General features: G+C 54.8%; 12 protein-coding genes and 1 pseudogene. 4 read left to right on the plus strand and 9 right to left on the minus strand.

All coding sequences use genetic code 11. From position 1 onward, the window contains the following. Window positions 1-21: 21 nt before the first annotated feature. Complete coding sequence (locus Y71_RS18280; protein ID WP_035885886.1) at window positions 22-1,254, minus strand: MFS transporter; 1,233 nt, start codon at window positions 1,252-1,254, stop codon at window positions 22-24. A gap of 273 nt (window positions 1,255-1,527) precedes the next feature. On the opposite strand from Y71_RS18280, the gene ybjG reads away from it, so the two are divergent. Then, the gene (ybjG, locus tag Y71_RS18285) at window positions 1,528-2,136 is read left to right on the plus strand and encodes an undecaprenyl-diphosphate phosphatase (protein WP_007374075.1); all 609 of its coding nucleotides are present in this window, start codon (window positions 1,528-1,530) and stop codon (window positions 2,134-2,136) included. A 65-nt stretch (window positions 2,137-2,201) separates the two neighbouring features. Next, window positions 2,202-2,960 (plus strand): DNA-binding transcriptional repressor DeoR, encoded by a 759-nt coding sequence (gene deoR / locus Y71_RS18290; RefSeq protein ID WP_007374074.1) that lies wholly within the window; start codon window positions 2,202-2,204, stop codon window positions 2,958-2,960. A 30-nt stretch (window positions 2,961-2,990) separates the two neighbouring features. On the opposite strand, the gene dacC is transcribed toward deoR, so the two are convergent. After that, a complete protein-coding gene (gene dacC / locus Y71_RS18295) occupies window positions 2,991-4,193 on the minus strand; it encodes a serine-type D-Ala-D-Ala carboxypeptidase (protein WP_007374073.1) in 1,203 nt (400 codons plus the stop codon). 234 nt (window positions 4,194-4,427) lie between these two features. Between dacC and Y71_RS18300 the strand changes: the two genes are divergently transcribed. Continuing rightward, entirely contained in the window at window positions 4,428-5,057 is a 630-nt protein-coding gene (locus Y71_RS18300) for a glutathione S-transferase family protein (RefSeq protein ID WP_007374072.1), read from the plus strand. A 43-nt stretch (window positions 5,058-5,100) separates the two neighbouring features. On the opposite strand, the gene Y71_RS18305 is transcribed toward Y71_RS18300, so the two are convergent. Further along, window positions 5,101-5,559 carry a hypothetical protein gene (locus tag Y71_RS18305; RefSeq protein ID WP_233218358.1) on the minus strand — a complete coding sequence of 153 codons (459 nt, stop codon included), beginning with the start codon at window positions 5,557-5,559 and terminating at the stop codon, window positions 5,101-5,103. A 188-nt stretch (window positions 5,560-5,747) separates the two neighbouring features. After that, a complete protein-coding gene (locus Y71_RS18310) occupies window positions 5,748-6,650 on the minus strand; it encodes a LysR substrate-binding domain-containing protein (protein ID WP_007374070.1) in 903 nt (300 codons plus the stop codon). A gap of 818 nt (window positions 6,651-7,468) precedes the next feature. Between Y71_RS18310 and Y71_RS18315 the strand changes: the two genes are divergently transcribed. Next, window positions 7,469-8,374, plus strand: a complete 906-nt coding sequence (locus Y71_RS18315; protein WP_007374068.1) for a flagellin N-terminal helical domain-containing protein — start codon at window positions 7,469-7,471, stop codon at window positions 8,372-8,374. A 308-nt stretch (window positions 8,375-8,682) separates the two neighbouring features. Here the strand turns inward: Y71_RS18315 and Y71_RS18320 are convergent, their stop codons facing one another. The 5 genes and pseudogenes from Y71_RS18320 to uca form a co-directional block, all read right to left on the minus strand. Further along, window positions 8,683-9,300, minus strand: a complete 618-nt coding sequence (locus tag Y71_RS18320; protein WP_007374066.1) for a protein phosphatase CheZ — start codon at window positions 9,298-9,300, stop codon at window positions 8,683-8,685. 230 nt (window positions 9,301-9,530) lie between these two features. Further along, window positions 9,531-10,574, minus strand: a pseudogene (locus Y71_RS18325) (PQQ-dependent sugar dehydrogenase); the annotation flags it as partial. A 210-nt stretch (window positions 10,575-10,784) separates the two neighbouring features. Further along, complete coding sequence (locus Y71_RS18330) at window positions 10,785-11,168, minus strand: biofilm formation regulator BssR (RefSeq protein ID WP_007374064.1); 384 nt, start codon at window positions 11,166-11,168, stop codon at window positions 10,785-10,787. A 103-nt stretch (window positions 11,169-11,271) separates the two neighbouring features. Continuing rightward, the gene (atzF, locus tag Y71_RS18335; RefSeq protein WP_007374063.1) at window positions 11,272-13,071 is read right to left on the minus strand and encodes an allophanate hydrolase; all 1,800 of its coding nucleotides are present in this window, start codon (window positions 13,069-13,071) and stop codon (window positions 11,272-11,274) included. Further along, window positions 13,068-16,670 carry an urea carboxylase gene (gene uca / locus Y71_RS18340; RefSeq protein WP_007374062.1) on the minus strand — a complete coding sequence of 1,201 codons (3,603 nt, stop codon included), beginning with the start codon at window positions 16,668-16,670 and terminating at the stop codon, window positions 13,068-13,070. The genes atzF and uca overlap by 4 nt, the downstream gene beginning before the upstream one ends. Window positions 16,671-16,818: the final 148 nt, after the last annotated feature.

Raw genomic sequence — 16,818 nt, forward strand, 5'->3', positions numbered from 1 at the left:
GCAAGGCGGCGCACTGCCGCCTTAAACTTCCAGCGAATTCCCCACGCGTTTATCGCGCAGAAACACCACCATCAGGCCGATCCACAACACGCCATTTGCCAGGTTGAAGAGGCTGAACAGACCATTGCCGCCCGCCAGCCAGGCATGCTTGCTGATTTCGATCCCGACAGTAAAGATGAACATCTGCAACATGCCCATCGCCGCTGACACCGTGCCCTTACTCATCTCACTGGCGAACAGCGTCAGCCGTACCAGCCCGGCATTCGCCAGCCCAATGCCAAAAGCGTAGAGGCTCAACCCGGCAGCCATCCACAAATAAGCATGAGAAGAGACCAGCGTCGCGACTGCCGCCAGCAGCAAACCGGCAGCAATCGGCCAGCCGCCCATAATGATCAGCGCCCGTACGGTGCGCCGCGACGTCAGACGCGCCAGCGCCAGGTTACCGAGAATCAACGCGCCGAAAACCGGCACCTGCAACAGCCCGTACTGATAGCTGCTGAGTTGCTCACCGCTAATGATGATGATCGGCGACTGGGCGATCCACGCCAGTAACGGCAGGCTGACAAACCCCGTCGCCAGCGCGCCGGCGACAAAACGCAGGTTTTTCATGACTTCAGCATAATCGCGCCACAACGCCTTCAGTGAGAGCGGCTCGCCAAGGCGGGTCGCCGTTTCCGGCATCGCCTTTTGCAGACCAAAAAAGGAGAACGCCGCCAGCGCAGCGAACAGCACAAACATCCCCTGCCACGGCGCGGCGTGCACCCAGGCCGCACCCACCAGCGGGCCAAGCAGCGGCGCAATCAACGCCACGTTGGCCATCAGCGCGGTAATTTTGATACACACGGCCTCTTCAAAGGATTCCTGAATCGCAGCGTAGCCCACCGCACCAATAAAGCACAGGCTAATGCCCTGTAAAAAACGCAGCAGCGTGAATTGTTCGATATTTTGCGCCAGCAGCGTGGCAAGGCAGGTCAAAATGAACCACACCACGCCGGTCAGCATCACCGGACGGCGGCCAATGCGATCCGACAGCGGCCCGAGTAACCACTGTAAAAACATGCCGCCCGCCAGGTAAGCGGTCATGGACGTTGGCACCCATTCGATCCCGGCGTTGTACTGCTCCACCACCGCCAGCATGCCGGGTTGGATCATGTCGTTGCCGATATAGGTCGAGAATTCGTAAAGCACCAGGCAGAGGGGAAATAGTAGCGCCCGTCGTCCCAGACGTTGGCCAGATAAGGAATGGTTTTGCATGCTGTCTCTTCATCTATGAAAAATCGCGCAGAGTGTAATAAAAGCTGTCCGGCTGTGATAGCGAATTTGCAGCCGTTGCCTAAATTTAGCGCTTTTCGGCAAATTAAGGTTTTCTTAATTGCCTGGGCGTAGCGTGCGCATTATTACAGTTTTGTTTAAGAATCGTCTAACTCTCCTGGGAGTAAGATAAAACCCCTTTACCGTTTGCCGACGCACTTTTAAGGTGGGCGCTTTCGCGCAAATGTGGTCGTTTAATCAAAGAGTAACAAACCTATGCTAGAGAGCCTCAACTACACGCTGTTCTACTGGATTAACGCAACGCCCGACTCCCCCCACTGGTTAATTGCGCTGGCCGAATTTAGCGCCAGCGATCTCATCAGTATTGTGCCGCTGCTGGCGGTGGGCCTTTGGCTGTGGGGTCCGCGCCATCAGGTTAGCGCCCAGCGTCAGTTGGTGATTAAAGTGTCGATGGCGATCGTAGTCAGCATGTGCATCTCACTGTTATTAGGCCACTTCTTGCCGCACGATCGTCCCTTTGCCGATCATGTCGGCTATAACTTCCTGCCGCATGCACCGGACAGTTCTTTCCCGAGCGACCACGGTACGGTCATCTTTACTTTTGCCGTGGCGTTCCTCGCCTGGCACCGCCTGTGGTCGGGTGCCGTGCTGATGGCGGTTGGTCTGACGATCGCCTGGTCCCGCGTCTATCTCGGCGTCCACTGGCCGCTGGACATGTTCGGCGCGCTGTTAGTCGGTATCAGCGGCTGCCTGAGCGCGCAAATCCTGTGGCAGGGTTTTGGTCCGACGCTCTACCGTATCATTCAGCAGATTTATCGGTTCTGCTTCGCAACGCTGATTCGCCGTGGCTGGGTGCGTGACTAAGCCCAGCGCCAAAGGTAAGATGAACGCCCTGCTCAATGCAGGGCTTTCTTTTATTCAGGGGAAATATGGAAACAAGACGTGACGAACGGATTAGCCAGCTGCTGACGGCGCTCAGGCACAGTGACAAGCTGCATCTGAAAGAGGCGGCAACGCTGCTTGGCGTTTCAGAGATGACCATTCGCCGCGATCTCAGCGCCAACAGCGCTCCGGTGGTTCTGCTGGGCGGTTATATCGTGCTGGAACCGCGCGCGGCCAGCCACTATCTGTTAAGCGATCAAAAAACCCGGCTGGTCGAAGAGAAACGCCGCGCCGCAAAGCAGGCTGCCGCGCTGTTGCGCGCGCATCAGATGGCCTTCTTCGATTGCGGCACCACCATGCCGTGGGTGATTGATGCCATTCCTGACGATTTGCCGTTTATCGGCGTTTGCTACTCTCTGAACACTTTTCTGGCTTTACAGGAAAAACCGCAGTGCCGCGCGATCCTCTGCGGTGGCGAATTCCATGCCAGCAACGCGATTTTCAAACCGCTGAATTTTAATGAGACGCTGAAAAATCTGTGCCCGGATATCGCCTTCTATTCGGCGGCAGGCGTGCATGTGCAGCAGGGCGCGACCTGTTTTAATCTCGAAGAGTTGCCAGTGAAACACTGGGCAATGGAGAGTGCGCAATACCATGTGCTAGTGGTGGATCACAGCAAATTCGGTAAAGTGCGCCCGGCCTGCATGGGCGCGCTCAACCAGTTTGACGTGATTGCCAGCGACTGCTGTCCCGATGACAGCCTGGTGCAGTTCGCAAAACAGCAGCAAATCACATTGATGTACTGACCGTGCCCGCCGGGGCACGGCCTGTTAACGTCAGGAGAACCAGCCGCCAAACCACTGGTGGAATTTCAGCAGAACAAAATCCCACATCCGGCCGATAAACCCGGCCTCTTGCACCGCTTCCATCACCACCAGAGGACGCTGTTCTATGGTTTTACCGTTCAGCTGAAAATCGATCGTCCCCACCACCTGGCCTTTGCTCAGCGGCGCTTGCAATTCCGGCTGCGTCAGCGTGTAGCTCGCTTTCAAATTATTAAGCTGCCCTTTCGGGATAGTGATCGAGCCCGCCTCGCCTGCGCCGAGCTTCGCTTCGCTGCTGTCGCCAAACCAGACGCGCTGCGTGACAAAAGTGGCATCAGGTTTGATTGGCGTTACGGTATCGAAGAAGCGGAAGCCCCAGTTGAGCAGTTTCTCGGATTCATTAAAGCGGATGCGGTCGGTTTTCGCGCCCAGCACCACCGAGATCAGGCGCATATCGCCCTGCGTCGCGGACGCCACCAGGTTGTAACCGGCGCCGTCGGTCGTACCGGTTTTCATGCCGTCCACGTTCATACTGGTGTTCCACAGCAGCCGGTTACGGTTCGGCTGGCGGATCTTATTAAAGGTGAACTCTTTTTCCTTGTGAATGGCGTACTCATCGGGCACATCATGAATTAAGGCTTTGCCGAGCAGCGCCATATCGCGCGCAGTACTGAACTGGCCCGGCGCATCCAGCCCGTGCACGGTTTTAAAGGTGGTATTGGTCAGCCCCAGTTTCTGCGAGTAGCTGTTCATCAGGCTGACGAATGAATCCTGGCTCCCGGCAACATAGTCGGCAATGGCGATGCTGGCATCGTTGCCGGACTGAATAATGACCCCTTTATTCAAATCCGCGACCGACACCTGATCGCCCGGTTTCAGGAACATCAGCGAGGAGCCGCGCAGTACCGGGTTGCCGGTCGCCCAGGCATCTTTACCGACGGTTACCGTATCGGTGAGGTGAATTTTTCCGGCTTTCAATGCCTGACCAACCACGTAGCTGGTCATCAGTTTGGTGAGGCTGGCGGGATCGAGTTTCTCGTCGGCATTACCTTCCGCCAGCACTTTACCGCTGGCGTAATCCATCAGGATCCATGCGCGGGCGTCAACCGGCGGCGCCGCCGGGTTTTGTTCAACCGCATAGAGTGAAGGAGAAAAGAGAAATAACAGCGCGGAGCCCGCAGCCAGGCCGCGAAGGGATAAAGAGAAATGCGTCATATATGGCCACCCGAGTATCCATTCAAACAAACGTCACAACACGTGCCGCAACAAACGGTGAGTAATAGCGCACAAACGGAGCGAAAAAAACCGTCGGTGAGTAAAGTTATTAAAGTTTATGCAATAACAGGGTGTTGCGCTCACTTTGTGCGATCTTTTTCTAAGTCGTTGCCAGAACGTTAACTTTCCCCCACCATAAATCCCCAGACAGAGATCCACTTCAAAGGGGTAAAAATGATAACGCTATGGGGCAGGAATAACTCAACTAATGTCAAAAAAGTTCGCTGGCTGCTGGAAGAACTGGAGTTGCCGTACGAGCACATTCTGGCGGGCGGGCAATTTGGCCTGAATCACGATGCCGAATATCTGGCGATGAATCCGAACGGGCTGGTGCCGCTGCTGCGCGACGATGAAACCGGCGTTGTGCTGTGGGAATCAAACACTATCGTGCGTTATCTTGCCGCCCAGTACGGGCAGGACCGCCTGTGGATTGAAACTCCCGCCGCGCGTGCGGAAGGGGAAAAATGGATGGACTGGACGATTGGCACCCTGGCGCCGAAATATTCCCAGGTGATGATTGGGCTGGTACGCACGCCGCCAGAGCAGCGGGATAACGCCGCGATTGCTGCCGCAATACAATCGCTCGAAGGAATGCTGGATATTCTCGATAACGCGCTGGCAAAACAGAGCTGGTTTTCCGGCGAAACTTTTGGCTGCAGCGATATCGCCGTTGGTCCGTTTATCTACAACCTGTTTGCGATTCCCGGCTTAAGCTGGGCGCCACGCGCCAATCTGCAACGCTGGTACGCGCAACTGTGCGAGCGTCCGGGGTTCCGCATAACCGTGATGATTCCGGTAACCTGATACCCGACGTTACCGGGCAGGGAAGCCCGGTAAACCCCGCGCCCTACTCTTCGCCGCCTTCGTCATCTGCAAATAGTGCTTCATCTTCTTTGAACAAGTTGCTCTCATCCCATTCGATTTCCTCGCTGGCATAATGCACCGGATCAATGCCGCAGCACTCTTCCAGCACTTCTTCGGCTTCATCCAGCAAGGCAATCGCATCCTGCCAGCAGACCGTGATGTCCGCATCGACAAGCTCGCCATTATCAATCGCCTCAAGTTTCGTCATCGCAAACTCAATATTATGTAAACTCTCCAGCACCAGATTGACTTCTTCGCCGAGCCCCATACCGGAAATAGCTGCAGCATGATCATCACTCAATGCGTCATCGAATTCATCGCCCGCGTTATCTGACAACGCAGATGTTCTGGCGACAGCCAAAAATAACTGCGAACGTTTTTTGAGAAAACTTGCCCGTTCTAACGAAAGATCCAACTGTGCAGTGACTTCAATATCCATCATCTCAATCTCATAAAGTAATATACAAAACTCATGGCGGTAGCTGAATATTTTTCTAAATGCGATGTTAAAGGGTGCGGAAAACAGAGCAGCATTGCTGAGAAACAAACGCTATGCCGTTTTTAAACGTTTGCATCTCAACGTGTTGCTCCTCAAATTTAAACGCACGTTGGTGCGCAGAAAAACAATCGTTACACTCCCTGGCGCACAGGGCGAAGCCGGGCACTAATCCTGCCTGCGACATCATTGCCGAAACTGTAATATTTCTCTTTCATGATATCGCCCGTGCGCATCATCAAAAATACTTTGCGGGATAAATTATTATCCTTAATATTGATATATTTGATGCTGCTTTGCTCATTTCCAAGCGTTGACAATTTCGGAAAGAAAGAAACATTATCAGAATTTCTCACCATATATCTGATGGTTTCCAGATCGTTTGAAATACTGCGCGCATGATTGAGAATCTCCTCACTACCTGGCTCAAGCTGTAAATGTTCTGGCATCGACTTGGTCATAATGAGTTTATGCTTCTTCAAATCTTTGAGCTCAATAGCTTCATAGCTGGATAACGGATGGCTGATATTCACCCCCAGAACAAATTGCTCTTCATAAAGTTGGGCTTCGAAAAAACGATCGTTATCAATCGGGCCAATCAGCAAACCCAGTTGCAATTGCCCTTTATCCAGCATGCTCAATAGATTATCTTCATTGACCTCATGCAACTTGATTTCATTATCAGGAAATTTCTCTTTAAATACGCTAAATAAATCATCATGAATGTAAGAACCCAGCGTCGGGGTAATGCCGATATTAATAACACCAACCGGCTGAAAACGTAGCCAGCGCGCCATTTCCTGAAGGTTATGAACTTCACGGAGAATATTTTCGATCACCGGCAATAGATGCAGACCGGTTGGCGACAGGCTAAAGCCTTTACCTTTGCGGTGCAGCAGAGGGATGCCCAGCTCTTCCTCCAGCTTCTTGATTTGTATGCTGAGGGTCGGTTGTGAAACATCACACGCCTCGGCAGCTTTCTGGAAATTCATATGTTGCACCAACGATACAAAATATTCCAAATCCTGGGTTCTCATATTGTCAACTCTCCCGTGTGTAGAAAAAATAAAGAACAAAACACTACAGAGCATAAGGTCTTTTATGTTTCCAGCGACACAAACAACCTGCCGATGGCATTTAAGTAAATTCTTATGCGTAATTTAATTTAAGGACCACAAAAGCACTTTTCATCAATTATTTGTTTTATACAAAACCCCAAATTTACACGCATCAATAATCGATGACAGAAGTAAAAACTTTAATCGGTAATTTATATCGTCAAAATCACAATAGGATGTAACGATGTAAAAATAGAAAATTTGCTTTTAGTGGTGCTTTTATGACTACTATTTCACCTGTTTTATAATCATCACATTAATGAACAACAAGAACGGAGAAAGTTACCCACCGATTTCTTTTAAGCAGAGAATTCTGATAGCAGAACGCATATTCAAATATGAGACTAACAGCATCGAACAGTTAAGAAAAGCTAATTTATAGTGTGTCTCCCGCTCTCCGCATAAACAAACAATAAAATCATAATCGTTGCTTAATTGATTGTTAAGCAATACTACATTAAATTAAACGCAGACTAATCAATATTTCATCTCTTAGGTAAAATTATAATTGCAATGGCCTATAGAAGATCTGCAAATAGAATTAACCGTTGTCATAATTAATATATTCAAATTACCTATTAGCTATAAAATCATTATGTTGAACAGTGATATTTATAAAATAAAAATATTCTCCATTTAAATTTAAAGTTTTATTAATCCCATCCGATATGATTGAAGCCCGGCGATATTATCAGGGCGACACTAATAGATTAATTCTATATTCCTGGAGAAATAAAATGGCTGTTATTAATACCAACACCTTGTCTTTAACGACCCAAAATAACCTGAGCAAATCGCAATCTTCATTGGGCACCTCCATTGAACGCCTGTCATCCGGTCTGCGTATTAATAGCGCAAAAGATGATGCTGCTGGTCAGGCAATTGCAAACCGCTTTACATCAAATATTAATGGCCTGTCTGTTGCCGCACGTAACGCCAATGACGGGATCTCACTGGCGCAAACCACTGAAGGCGCACTGAGCGAAGTCAACAACAACCTGCAACGTATTCGTGACCTGACTGTACAAGCGCAAAACGGTTCCAACTCCGCATCTGACGTTGACTCCATTCAGGCCGAAGTCAACCAGCGCATGGAAGAGATCAACCGCATCACCACTCAGACGGACTTCAACGGTCTGAAAGTGCTGAACACCGGTTCCGGCGACAGCGTGTATAACTTCCAGGTTGGCGCGAAAGATGGCGAAACCATCAGCATCACCGTCAGCAGCAGCGATGCCTTCAACCTCTACAGCACCACCGGCGCAACGGCTTCCACCACCGGGCAAATTGTCAACGGCAGCGCGCGTGCCACTGACGCGCACGGCTTCGATGTATTGCAGGGCGTGGTTGATGCCACCGGCGGCACAAACGGTAACCCGCTGGCGGATCTGGATACCGCCATCAAAGCGGTGGACAGCGAGCGCAGCCTGCTGGGTGCTTCCCAAAACCGTTTTGAATCCACCATCTCTAACCTGAATAACACCACCAACAATCTCTCTGCCGCGCGCAGCCGTATTCAGGATTCCGATTACGCGACGGAAGTTTCCAACATGTCACGTGCGCAGATCCTGCAACAGGCTGGCAGCTCGGTACTGGCGCAGGCGAACCAGGTTCCGCAAACCATGTTGTCGCTGCTGCGTTAAGCAGGCTAAGGTCCGTTACCCTCCTTCATAGCGGATCGTTTTAAACGTTATTTCAGGTAATACATCCCCGCTTTGCCATGAGGGCGGGTGATTCAGCATAACTGTCTATTGAGAAATATTTTTATCCCGCAATGTTAGATGGCATTGCGGGATTTTTTTCGCCTGTTTTATTATGCTCCTGTGCACAAAGTTATTATCCCGCAGAAATAAAAAAGGATGCAATGAACCATTGCATCCAGAATAAATAACAGCAAGTAAAACAGCTTTTACATCACCTGAGGGTTTTCATAGTGCAGCACAATTACTGATTACAGACCAAGGCTATCCAGTAACTCATCAATATCATCTTGTGTGGAAGCCGCAGGCAAATGTGCGGCGTGTTCTTTCTCTCTGGTCAGCGTCGCCCGGCTTTCCTGCGGTACGCTGTCTAATAAGACCGCGAGGAATTGTTTTTCTAAATTCTCCAGCAGCGCCATCATGCGCACAATAATGCGCGCGGTGGTATCCGGAAAATCCTGCGCCAGCATAATATCGCGCAGATAGTTTTTGGTGGCATCGGTACAAAGCGGCACCGCGCCAAGCCAGCCGCGCGTTGCGCGGGCAAGCGCCATCATACCGTCAATGCCATCGCTCTCTTTAATACCATCCCATTGTGACAGTAGCTGGCTGGCTTCTTTGCTGAGCCGCTCCTGCAACGGCTGCGTCTGCTCAATCAAATTAAGCGTTTTACCGGAGGCCTGCGCCGTCAAATCGACAACATATTGCAAACGGCTGCGCGCATCGGGAATAGAGTGGGCGATTTCAGCAATAGTAATATCATGCCCCAGCTCACGCAGGCTGGTTCTTAACATCCGGGTCACATTACCAATGCGGGCAATCAATTCATAAATATCGGTTGCCGTATGCGGAACAGTATGCACATTCATTATTACCTCTCCTTTACGCCATCTTTTCTCGGATATTCAGTTATCGGCACTTTATCCACACACTTAAATAAAAGGCGCAAGATAGCCAACCGCTATATAAATAGAGAAAGGCGTAAAGGTTTATTTTAATAAATATAAAAGGCAGACATTATAGAACACCGTAATATAGTTATTATCTAATACTGCGTTTTAACCAGGAAAAAGCGAAAAAGGGAATCCATTCCCCCTCTTCACGAAGCCGGACGCACTTTCCACAGCTCGCCGTCCGATGAATCCGTCAGCACGTAAAGGTAACCATCCGGCCCCACGCGCACATCGCGGATACGCTGTTTACGATCGGTAAGAATGCGGCCATCTTCCGTGATTTTGTCGCCATTAACACTCATCACGATGACATCTTCATCTTTAAGCGCGCCAATAAAGAGTTTGTTTTTCCACTGCGGGAACGTGTCGGCGTTATAGAATGCCATGCCGCTTATCGCCGGAGATTTCTGCCAGTAGAAGATCGGCTGTTCGGTGCCAGGCACAATCTGCCCCTTCGCCTCGGGGATTTTCAGCCCGCTATAGTTAATGCCCCAGGTAGCAATTGGCCAGCCATAATTTTTGCCTTTTTGCGCAATATTAATTTCATCACCGCCGCGCGGGCCATGTTCGTGCCACCACAGGGCATTGCTCCACGGGTTTATCGCCATTCCTTGCGGGTTACGAATGCCATATGCCCAGATCTCCGGACGGGCATCTTTGCGGCTGACAAACGGGTTATCATCCGGCACTTTCCCCTGATCGGTCAGCCGTACCAGTTTGCCCTGCAATTTATCCAGATCCTGCGCCGTCGGGCGCTGGTTGTTCTCACCCAGCGCAATCCACAGATAGCCTTTGCCGTCAAACACCAGCCGACCACCAAAGTGGTTGCCGGTTGAGAGTTTCGGCTGCTGGCGGAACACCGTCTGAAATGCCTCCAGACGGGTGAAATCCTCGCTCAGGCGGCCATAACCGACTGCTGTACCGGCTTTGCCCTCTTTGTCCGCTTCCGCATAGCTTAACCACACCCGGCGCGACTGGGCGAAATCAGGCGCCAGCACCACATCCAGCAAGCCGCCCTGCCCGTGCGCCCACACTTTCGGCACACCGCTTATCGGATCGGAAAGCCCCTTACCGGCCTGCCATAAACGCAGTTGCCCGCCGCGCAAAGTAATTAGCATGCCGTGATTATCGGGCAAAAATGCCAGCGACCAGGGGTGATCAAGTTTGCCTTGCAGAACATCAACCTTCACCCTTCACCGCCGCGGGCTCAGCCCATACCGGGACGGAAAGAAACAGCAGCAACAGGGGAAGACGGCGCATCGGGCTCTCCTTTATTCAGCAGCTTCGCAGAGTAAAGGGTAGACCGGGGCGCAGAAATGAAACGCAGGTTTACAGAATTTATACATTCGGCATGAAAGAAAACGGACAGACAAGAAGGGGGAGTTCCCTCCCCCTTAAGCTTAGGCCTCTTCGAGCGGTGAATGCTCGTTAAGGTAGAGAATGGCATGATCAAGCACATTCAGTGAACGTTCGAGTTTGTCGGCATTCACAGAGATATACGTTGGGCAATCCTGTCGCCCGCTCATCAGGCAAACCGCCGCTGAAGAGAGCGCCTCTTCGGCGCGGTACAACGCACCCCGCGATTCGCGATCCGGCATTTCATTCAGCCGTTCTCCTTTATCACGAATCTCAAGCGCCAGGGCAAACAGACGTTCACGCAGACGATCGTTTTCGCTGACCGACATATAACCTTTTGCCTTCCTCATCTGGGTGTAGGCCGCAAGGTCCGCTCTGGCAGCAGTCAACTTCGTCAACAAGCGACGAACAAGTTCATCAAAGCTCATACATATTTCCTCCCTTGTCAGCCAATGGGGTAAGTTAATAGTATGGCTGCTATTTGCACAAAATCATGCACGCGGTCAATAATTAATCGATATTGACAATCCTTTACAAACCGGAAGCCAGCCAGGCGCGCCATCCTCCGTAAGACGTGATCTCCTGCGCCCCCTGCAAGCCATAATTTTCACAAATGAATCCGCTCAACCAGCGACCATCTTCCAGCTCGACTTTACCCAACCCAAGCGGCGCCGGAATACCAGCAAGGAAAGAGCCGACTTCGCTGTGCGGCAGTTCCCACACTTCCACGTCGATCGCCGTACCTTGCTGCTCATCGCGCACCATGCCTGGCCGTTTACCGTCTGCCAGCGCATATAACCGATAACGCGGCGCGCTGCGGGTGGCGCTAAGTAGAGTCGCGCCCCGCTGACGCAACTGCCCATTAAGCGCCAGCCCGTCCAGATGCGCGCCACACACCACCAGCGCCAGCCGATCGTGGCTCGCGGTATTTACCGGAACGGCAGCCGCCATTTTCCGCCCACCGGGCAAGGCCAGCGACGCGTTGCGCTGCATCGCATCGGCAAGGCTCAGCAGATACTGATCGGTAAACGCGCGGCCAAACAGCGTAACGCCGGAAGGCAGGCCGTTGGCCATCATGCCGTTTGGCACCGCAACAGCGGCGTAATCCAGCAGGTTCATAAAATTGGTGTAGTAACCGAGATCGGCATTGCGTTTTACCGGTTCATCAGCCAGCTCCGCCAGCGTCACCGGGCGCGGATAGGTCGGCGTCAGGACGCAGTCCAGACCGGTAAGCAGTGCGTCGCACTGCGCTTTGTAGGCCTGTAAGCGGTATTGTGCATCAAAGGTCGCCACTGCATCGGTGGAGGGCGCTTTGCTCAGCACCGCCTTGATCACCGGCAGCACCGCATCCGGCTGTTTTTCAATCAGCGGCCCGACGACGTGGTAGCGCTCCGCCACCCACGGCCCTTCATACAGCAGGCGCGCAGCGGCAAGAAACGGGGCGAAATCAAGCGTCACCGGCACGCCGCCAAGCGACTCCAGCCGCGCTTTTGCCGCATAAAACAGCGCCTCACTCTCTGCGCAGCCGAGGAATTCCAGCGTAGCCGGGACGCCAAAACGGAAACCCGGCTGCGGCGCGCCAAAGGCCTGCGCGCCGTTCCACGCCGGGTTACTGCGGCTGTAGGCATCGCGCACGTCTTTCACTGCTGTTAGCGCCAGTAAACGGCTGGCTTCGGCGGCGGTAGCGGTAAAAAAGGTCACGCAATCGAGCGTGCGACAGGCCGGTACCACACCCGCCGTGGAGATCAACCCTTTGGTCGCTTTCAGGCCAACCAGATTATTGAGCGACGCCGGAACACGCCCGCTGCCTGCGGTATCCGTGCCGAGCGCAAAGCTTGCCAGCCCAAGCGCCACCGCCAGCGACGATCCGGCACTGGAGCCACCTGCCGGATAATCGGCATGCACACTATTACGGCAGACGCCATACGGTGAACGCGTGCCGTTCAGCCCGGTGGCAAACTGATCGAGATTGGTTTTACCCAGCGGCACCGCGCCCAGCGCAATCAGTTGCGCAACGATGGTCGCATCCTGTTCTGCGGTATACGCAAATGCCGGGCAGGCGGCGGTGGTCGGAATGCCAGCCAGATCGATATTGTCTTTGATGGCGAACGGCACGCCATACAGCGGCAGCGACTGAGGCGGCACGTTGTCCAGCGCCGCCAGATACGGTTCCAGTTCCGCCGCGCTGAGAAGATAAATAAAGGTGTTGAATTCCGGATTCAACGCCAGCGCCCGCGTGCGCAGCGTCGCTATCACGTCGCGCGGCGTTAAATGGCCGTCGCGGTAAGCCTGCGCCAGAACATCAAGGCGTAAATCAAATGGCTGCATCATGCTGTTTTCTCCAGAACCACCACACATTGACCTGCACGCACCGAACTGCCCGGCTGCACGCGCACCTGGCTTACCACACCATCGTGGGCGGCAAGCAGCGGGATCTCCATCTTCATCGACTCCAGCACCACCAGCACATCGCCTGCGCGAACCTGGCTGCCCGGCGTGACATTCACCTGCCACAAGTTGCCGGAGATCGGGCTGTCGATGCCCTGTTGCCCCGGCTGTAACGGTGCATCTTCGCCCTCTTCCGCCAGCGCTTCACTGCTGTCGAAATGCGCCTGGCCGCTGGCGATCCAGCGATCGCGTTCGGCGGCGAAAGCGCCCTGCTGTTGCGCACGGAAAGCAGCAATACTTTGCGCTTCATCGGCGAGAAACTGCTGATACTCCGCCAGCTTCAGCGTGGTGTGCTCAATGCGCAGCGGATAACGCCCGAGCGGGAAGTCGCGACGAATGGTTAACAATTCATCGGCAGACACCGGATAAAAACGGATCTGATCGAAGAAGCGCAGCAGCCATGGCTTACCGGCAAAATCCGCCACGGTATGGTAGCGATTCCACATTTGCAGCGTCCGCCCGACAAACTGGTAGCCGCCCGGCCCTTCCATGCCATACACGCAAAGGTACGCACCGCCAATGCCGACCGAGTTTTCCGCCGTCCAGGTGCGCGCCGGGTTGTACTTGGTGGTCACCAGACGGTGGCGCGGATCGAGCGGTGTCGCCACCGGCGCGCCAAGGTAGACATCGCCCAGCCCCATCACCAGATAGCTGGCGTCAAACACCGTTTTGTAGACTTCATCGATATTCGCCAGATCGTTAATGCGGCGGATAAATTCCAGGTTGCTCGGGCACCACGGCGCATCGCGGCGCACGGTGGTCATATATTTGTCGATGGCTTTCTGGCACGCCGGGTCGTCCCACGAGAGTGGCAGCCAGACAATGCGCGACGGCACATCCAGATCCTGGCGCTCACACACGCCCTGCCACAACCCGGCCACCGTCTCCAGCAGTTGCGCCAGCCCCAGCGCTTCCGGCTGGTAGTGAATTTGCAGCGAGCGAATGCCCGGCGTCAGATCGATTACCCCCGGCAGCGCCAGGGCTTCCAGCGCCTGCATTAAGGCGTGGGCGCGAAAACGCAGCACCAGATCCAGCTCCGGCTCGCCGATCTCCAGCAGCAGATGCGTATCGCCGGAAAGCCGCGCCACCAGGCGCTTATCCGCCTCGCCGCAGTTCAGGACGATCGGCGAAGCCAACGCCACGGGTTGCCATACCACCTCCTGCGGTGTGAGGCTGGCGATTTGCGCTTCCTGCGCCTGCGCCAGACGGCGCGCAGTGGCGATATCCACCGGGATAAAACGCACTTTATCGCCCGCTTTCAGTTGGCCGACGGCCGGTAAATCCGCTTCGATAATGGTCACCGGACAGACAAAACCGCCGAGGCTCGGGCCGTCCGGGCCGAGAATCACCGGCATGTCGCCGGTAAAATCCACCGCACCGATGGCATACGGGTTGTCGTGAATATTGGAGGGATGCAGCCCGGCTTCGCCGCCGCTGTCGCGCACCCACTCCGGTTTCGGGCCGATCAGGCGCACGCCGGTGCGGCTGGAGTTGAAATGCACTTCCCAGTCGGTCGCCAAAAAGGTCGCCATATACGCCGGGGTGAAGTACTCCGGCGCGCCGTGCGGGCCATAAATCACCCGCAGCTCACGCACCGGGGAAAGCGGCGTATGCAACACCTGCGGTAGCGCCGTTTCGCGGCATGGTGCCGTTAACGGTGCCAGATGCAGCACGTCGCCGGTACGCAGCGCGCGCCCGGCATGGCCGCCAAATTGCCCCAGCGTGAAGGTGCTTTTGCTGCCCAGGTACTCCGGCACCTGGAATCCCCCACGCAAGCAGAGATAACTGCGCACACCGTCACCGCTGATGTCGCCGATGTGCAGCGTCATCCCCGCCCGCAGCATGAAGATACGGTTCATCGCCAGCGGCTCGCCATCGAGCGTTAGCGCAATATCCGCCCCGGTGACAACCGCCTGTGCATCGCAGTTAAATTTCAGCGTCGGGCCGCTCAGAGTGATCTCCAGTGCCGCCGCGTTGTCATTATTGCCCAGCAGACGGTTGCCAAGACGCAGCGCGCGGCTGTCCATCGGGCCGGATGGCGGCACACCCACCGCCCAGTATCCCACGCGCCCGGGGTGATCCTGCACGGTGGTTTGCGTCCCGGCGCTCAGCACCTCCAGCGTATACGCCTGATACGTCAGCCCTTCAAGGCAGCGCGTCCAGGGTTCACCGCAGGCGAACGGGGCAAAGGTTAAGATCTGCTGTAAATAGGTGCGGTTAGTCTCCACGCCGTATAAACGGGTTGCGCCCAGCGCGTCGTGCAGCGCATGCACCGCCGCCTCACGCGTGGGCTGCCAGGCGATGATTTTCGCCAGCATCGGGTCGAAGAACGGCGGCACTTCACAGCCGGATTCCACCCAGCTATCGATACGCAATGTCCGGCGATCGTCCGTCGGAAATGCCACGTCAGTCAGTAAACCGGGAGATGGCTGGAACTGGCGGCCAGGATCTTCCGCATAAACCCGCGCCTGAATCGCGTGGCCGCTGGGTGTCAGGCTGTCGCGAAGCTGCGCCAGCGGCGGCAGTTCTCCGGCGGCGAGCGCAATCATCCAGCCCACCAGATCGACGCCCCACACCTGCTCGGTCACGCCGTGCTCAACCTGCAAACGGGTGTTCACTTCGAGGAAGTAAAACCGTTTAGCTTCGCTGTCGTAGACAAACTCCACCGTGCCCGCGCTGCGGTAGTTGACCGCTTTGCCGAGCTTAATGGCCGCGCTGCACAGCGCTTCTTCCATGCCCGCAGGCAGATTTGGCGCAGGCGTCTCTTCCAGCACTTTCTGGTTACGACGCTGCACGGAACAATCGCGCACGCCAAGGGCAATCACCTCACCTGCGCCATCGCCGAAGATCTGCACTTCCAGATGGCGGGCGCGGGCGATGTACTTCTCAATAAAGACCCCCGCGTCGCTGAAGTTGTTTTTCCCCAGCCGCACCACCGCGTCGAATGCGTCGTGTAATTCAGCGGCCGTCGTGCAGACGCGCATCCCAATACCACCGCCACCCGCCGTGCTTTTCAGCATCACCGGGTAACCGACGATTTCTGCGGCGCGCAGCGCTTCATCCACATCCGCCAGCAGTTCGGTGCCTTCCAGCATTGGCACCCCCTGTTTTTTCGCCAGCGCGCGGGCGGTATGTTTCAGGCCGAAAACGCGCAGTTGCGCAGGCGTAGGGCCAACAAAGGCAATGCCCGCCGCTTCGCAAGCTTCGGCAAAGGCCGCGTTTTCAGAGAGGAAACCATAGCCGGGATGAATAGCCTGTGCCCCGCTCTCGCGGGCGGCGGCAATGATTTTTTCCGTCACCAGATAGGTGCCTGCTGCCGGGCCATCGCCGAGGCTAATCGCTTCGTCGGCCTCGCGGATATGCAGGCTGCTGATATCGGCATCGGAATAGACGGCAACGCCGCCAATCTGCATGGCACGCAAGGTGCGCAGGATGCGGCAGGCAATCGCCCCGCGGTTGGCGATCAGGAGTTTCGTAAACATAGGTCAGACTCAATCGTGGCGGGTCGTCCCGCCGAACATTGGCTCACCGCATGGTCGTCCATGGGGAAAATGCGATTACAGCAGGATGCGTCCGGCGCGTACCGCGCAGAGGTGGTAAAGCGCCAGGCGCAGGCGCTGCCAGCGAGTT

The sequence above is a fragment of the Kosakonia radicincitans DSM 16656 genome, assembly GCF_000280495.2.
GTDB lineage: Bacteria > Pseudomonadota > Gammaproteobacteria > Enterobacterales > Enterobacteriaceae > Kosakonia > Kosakonia radicincitans.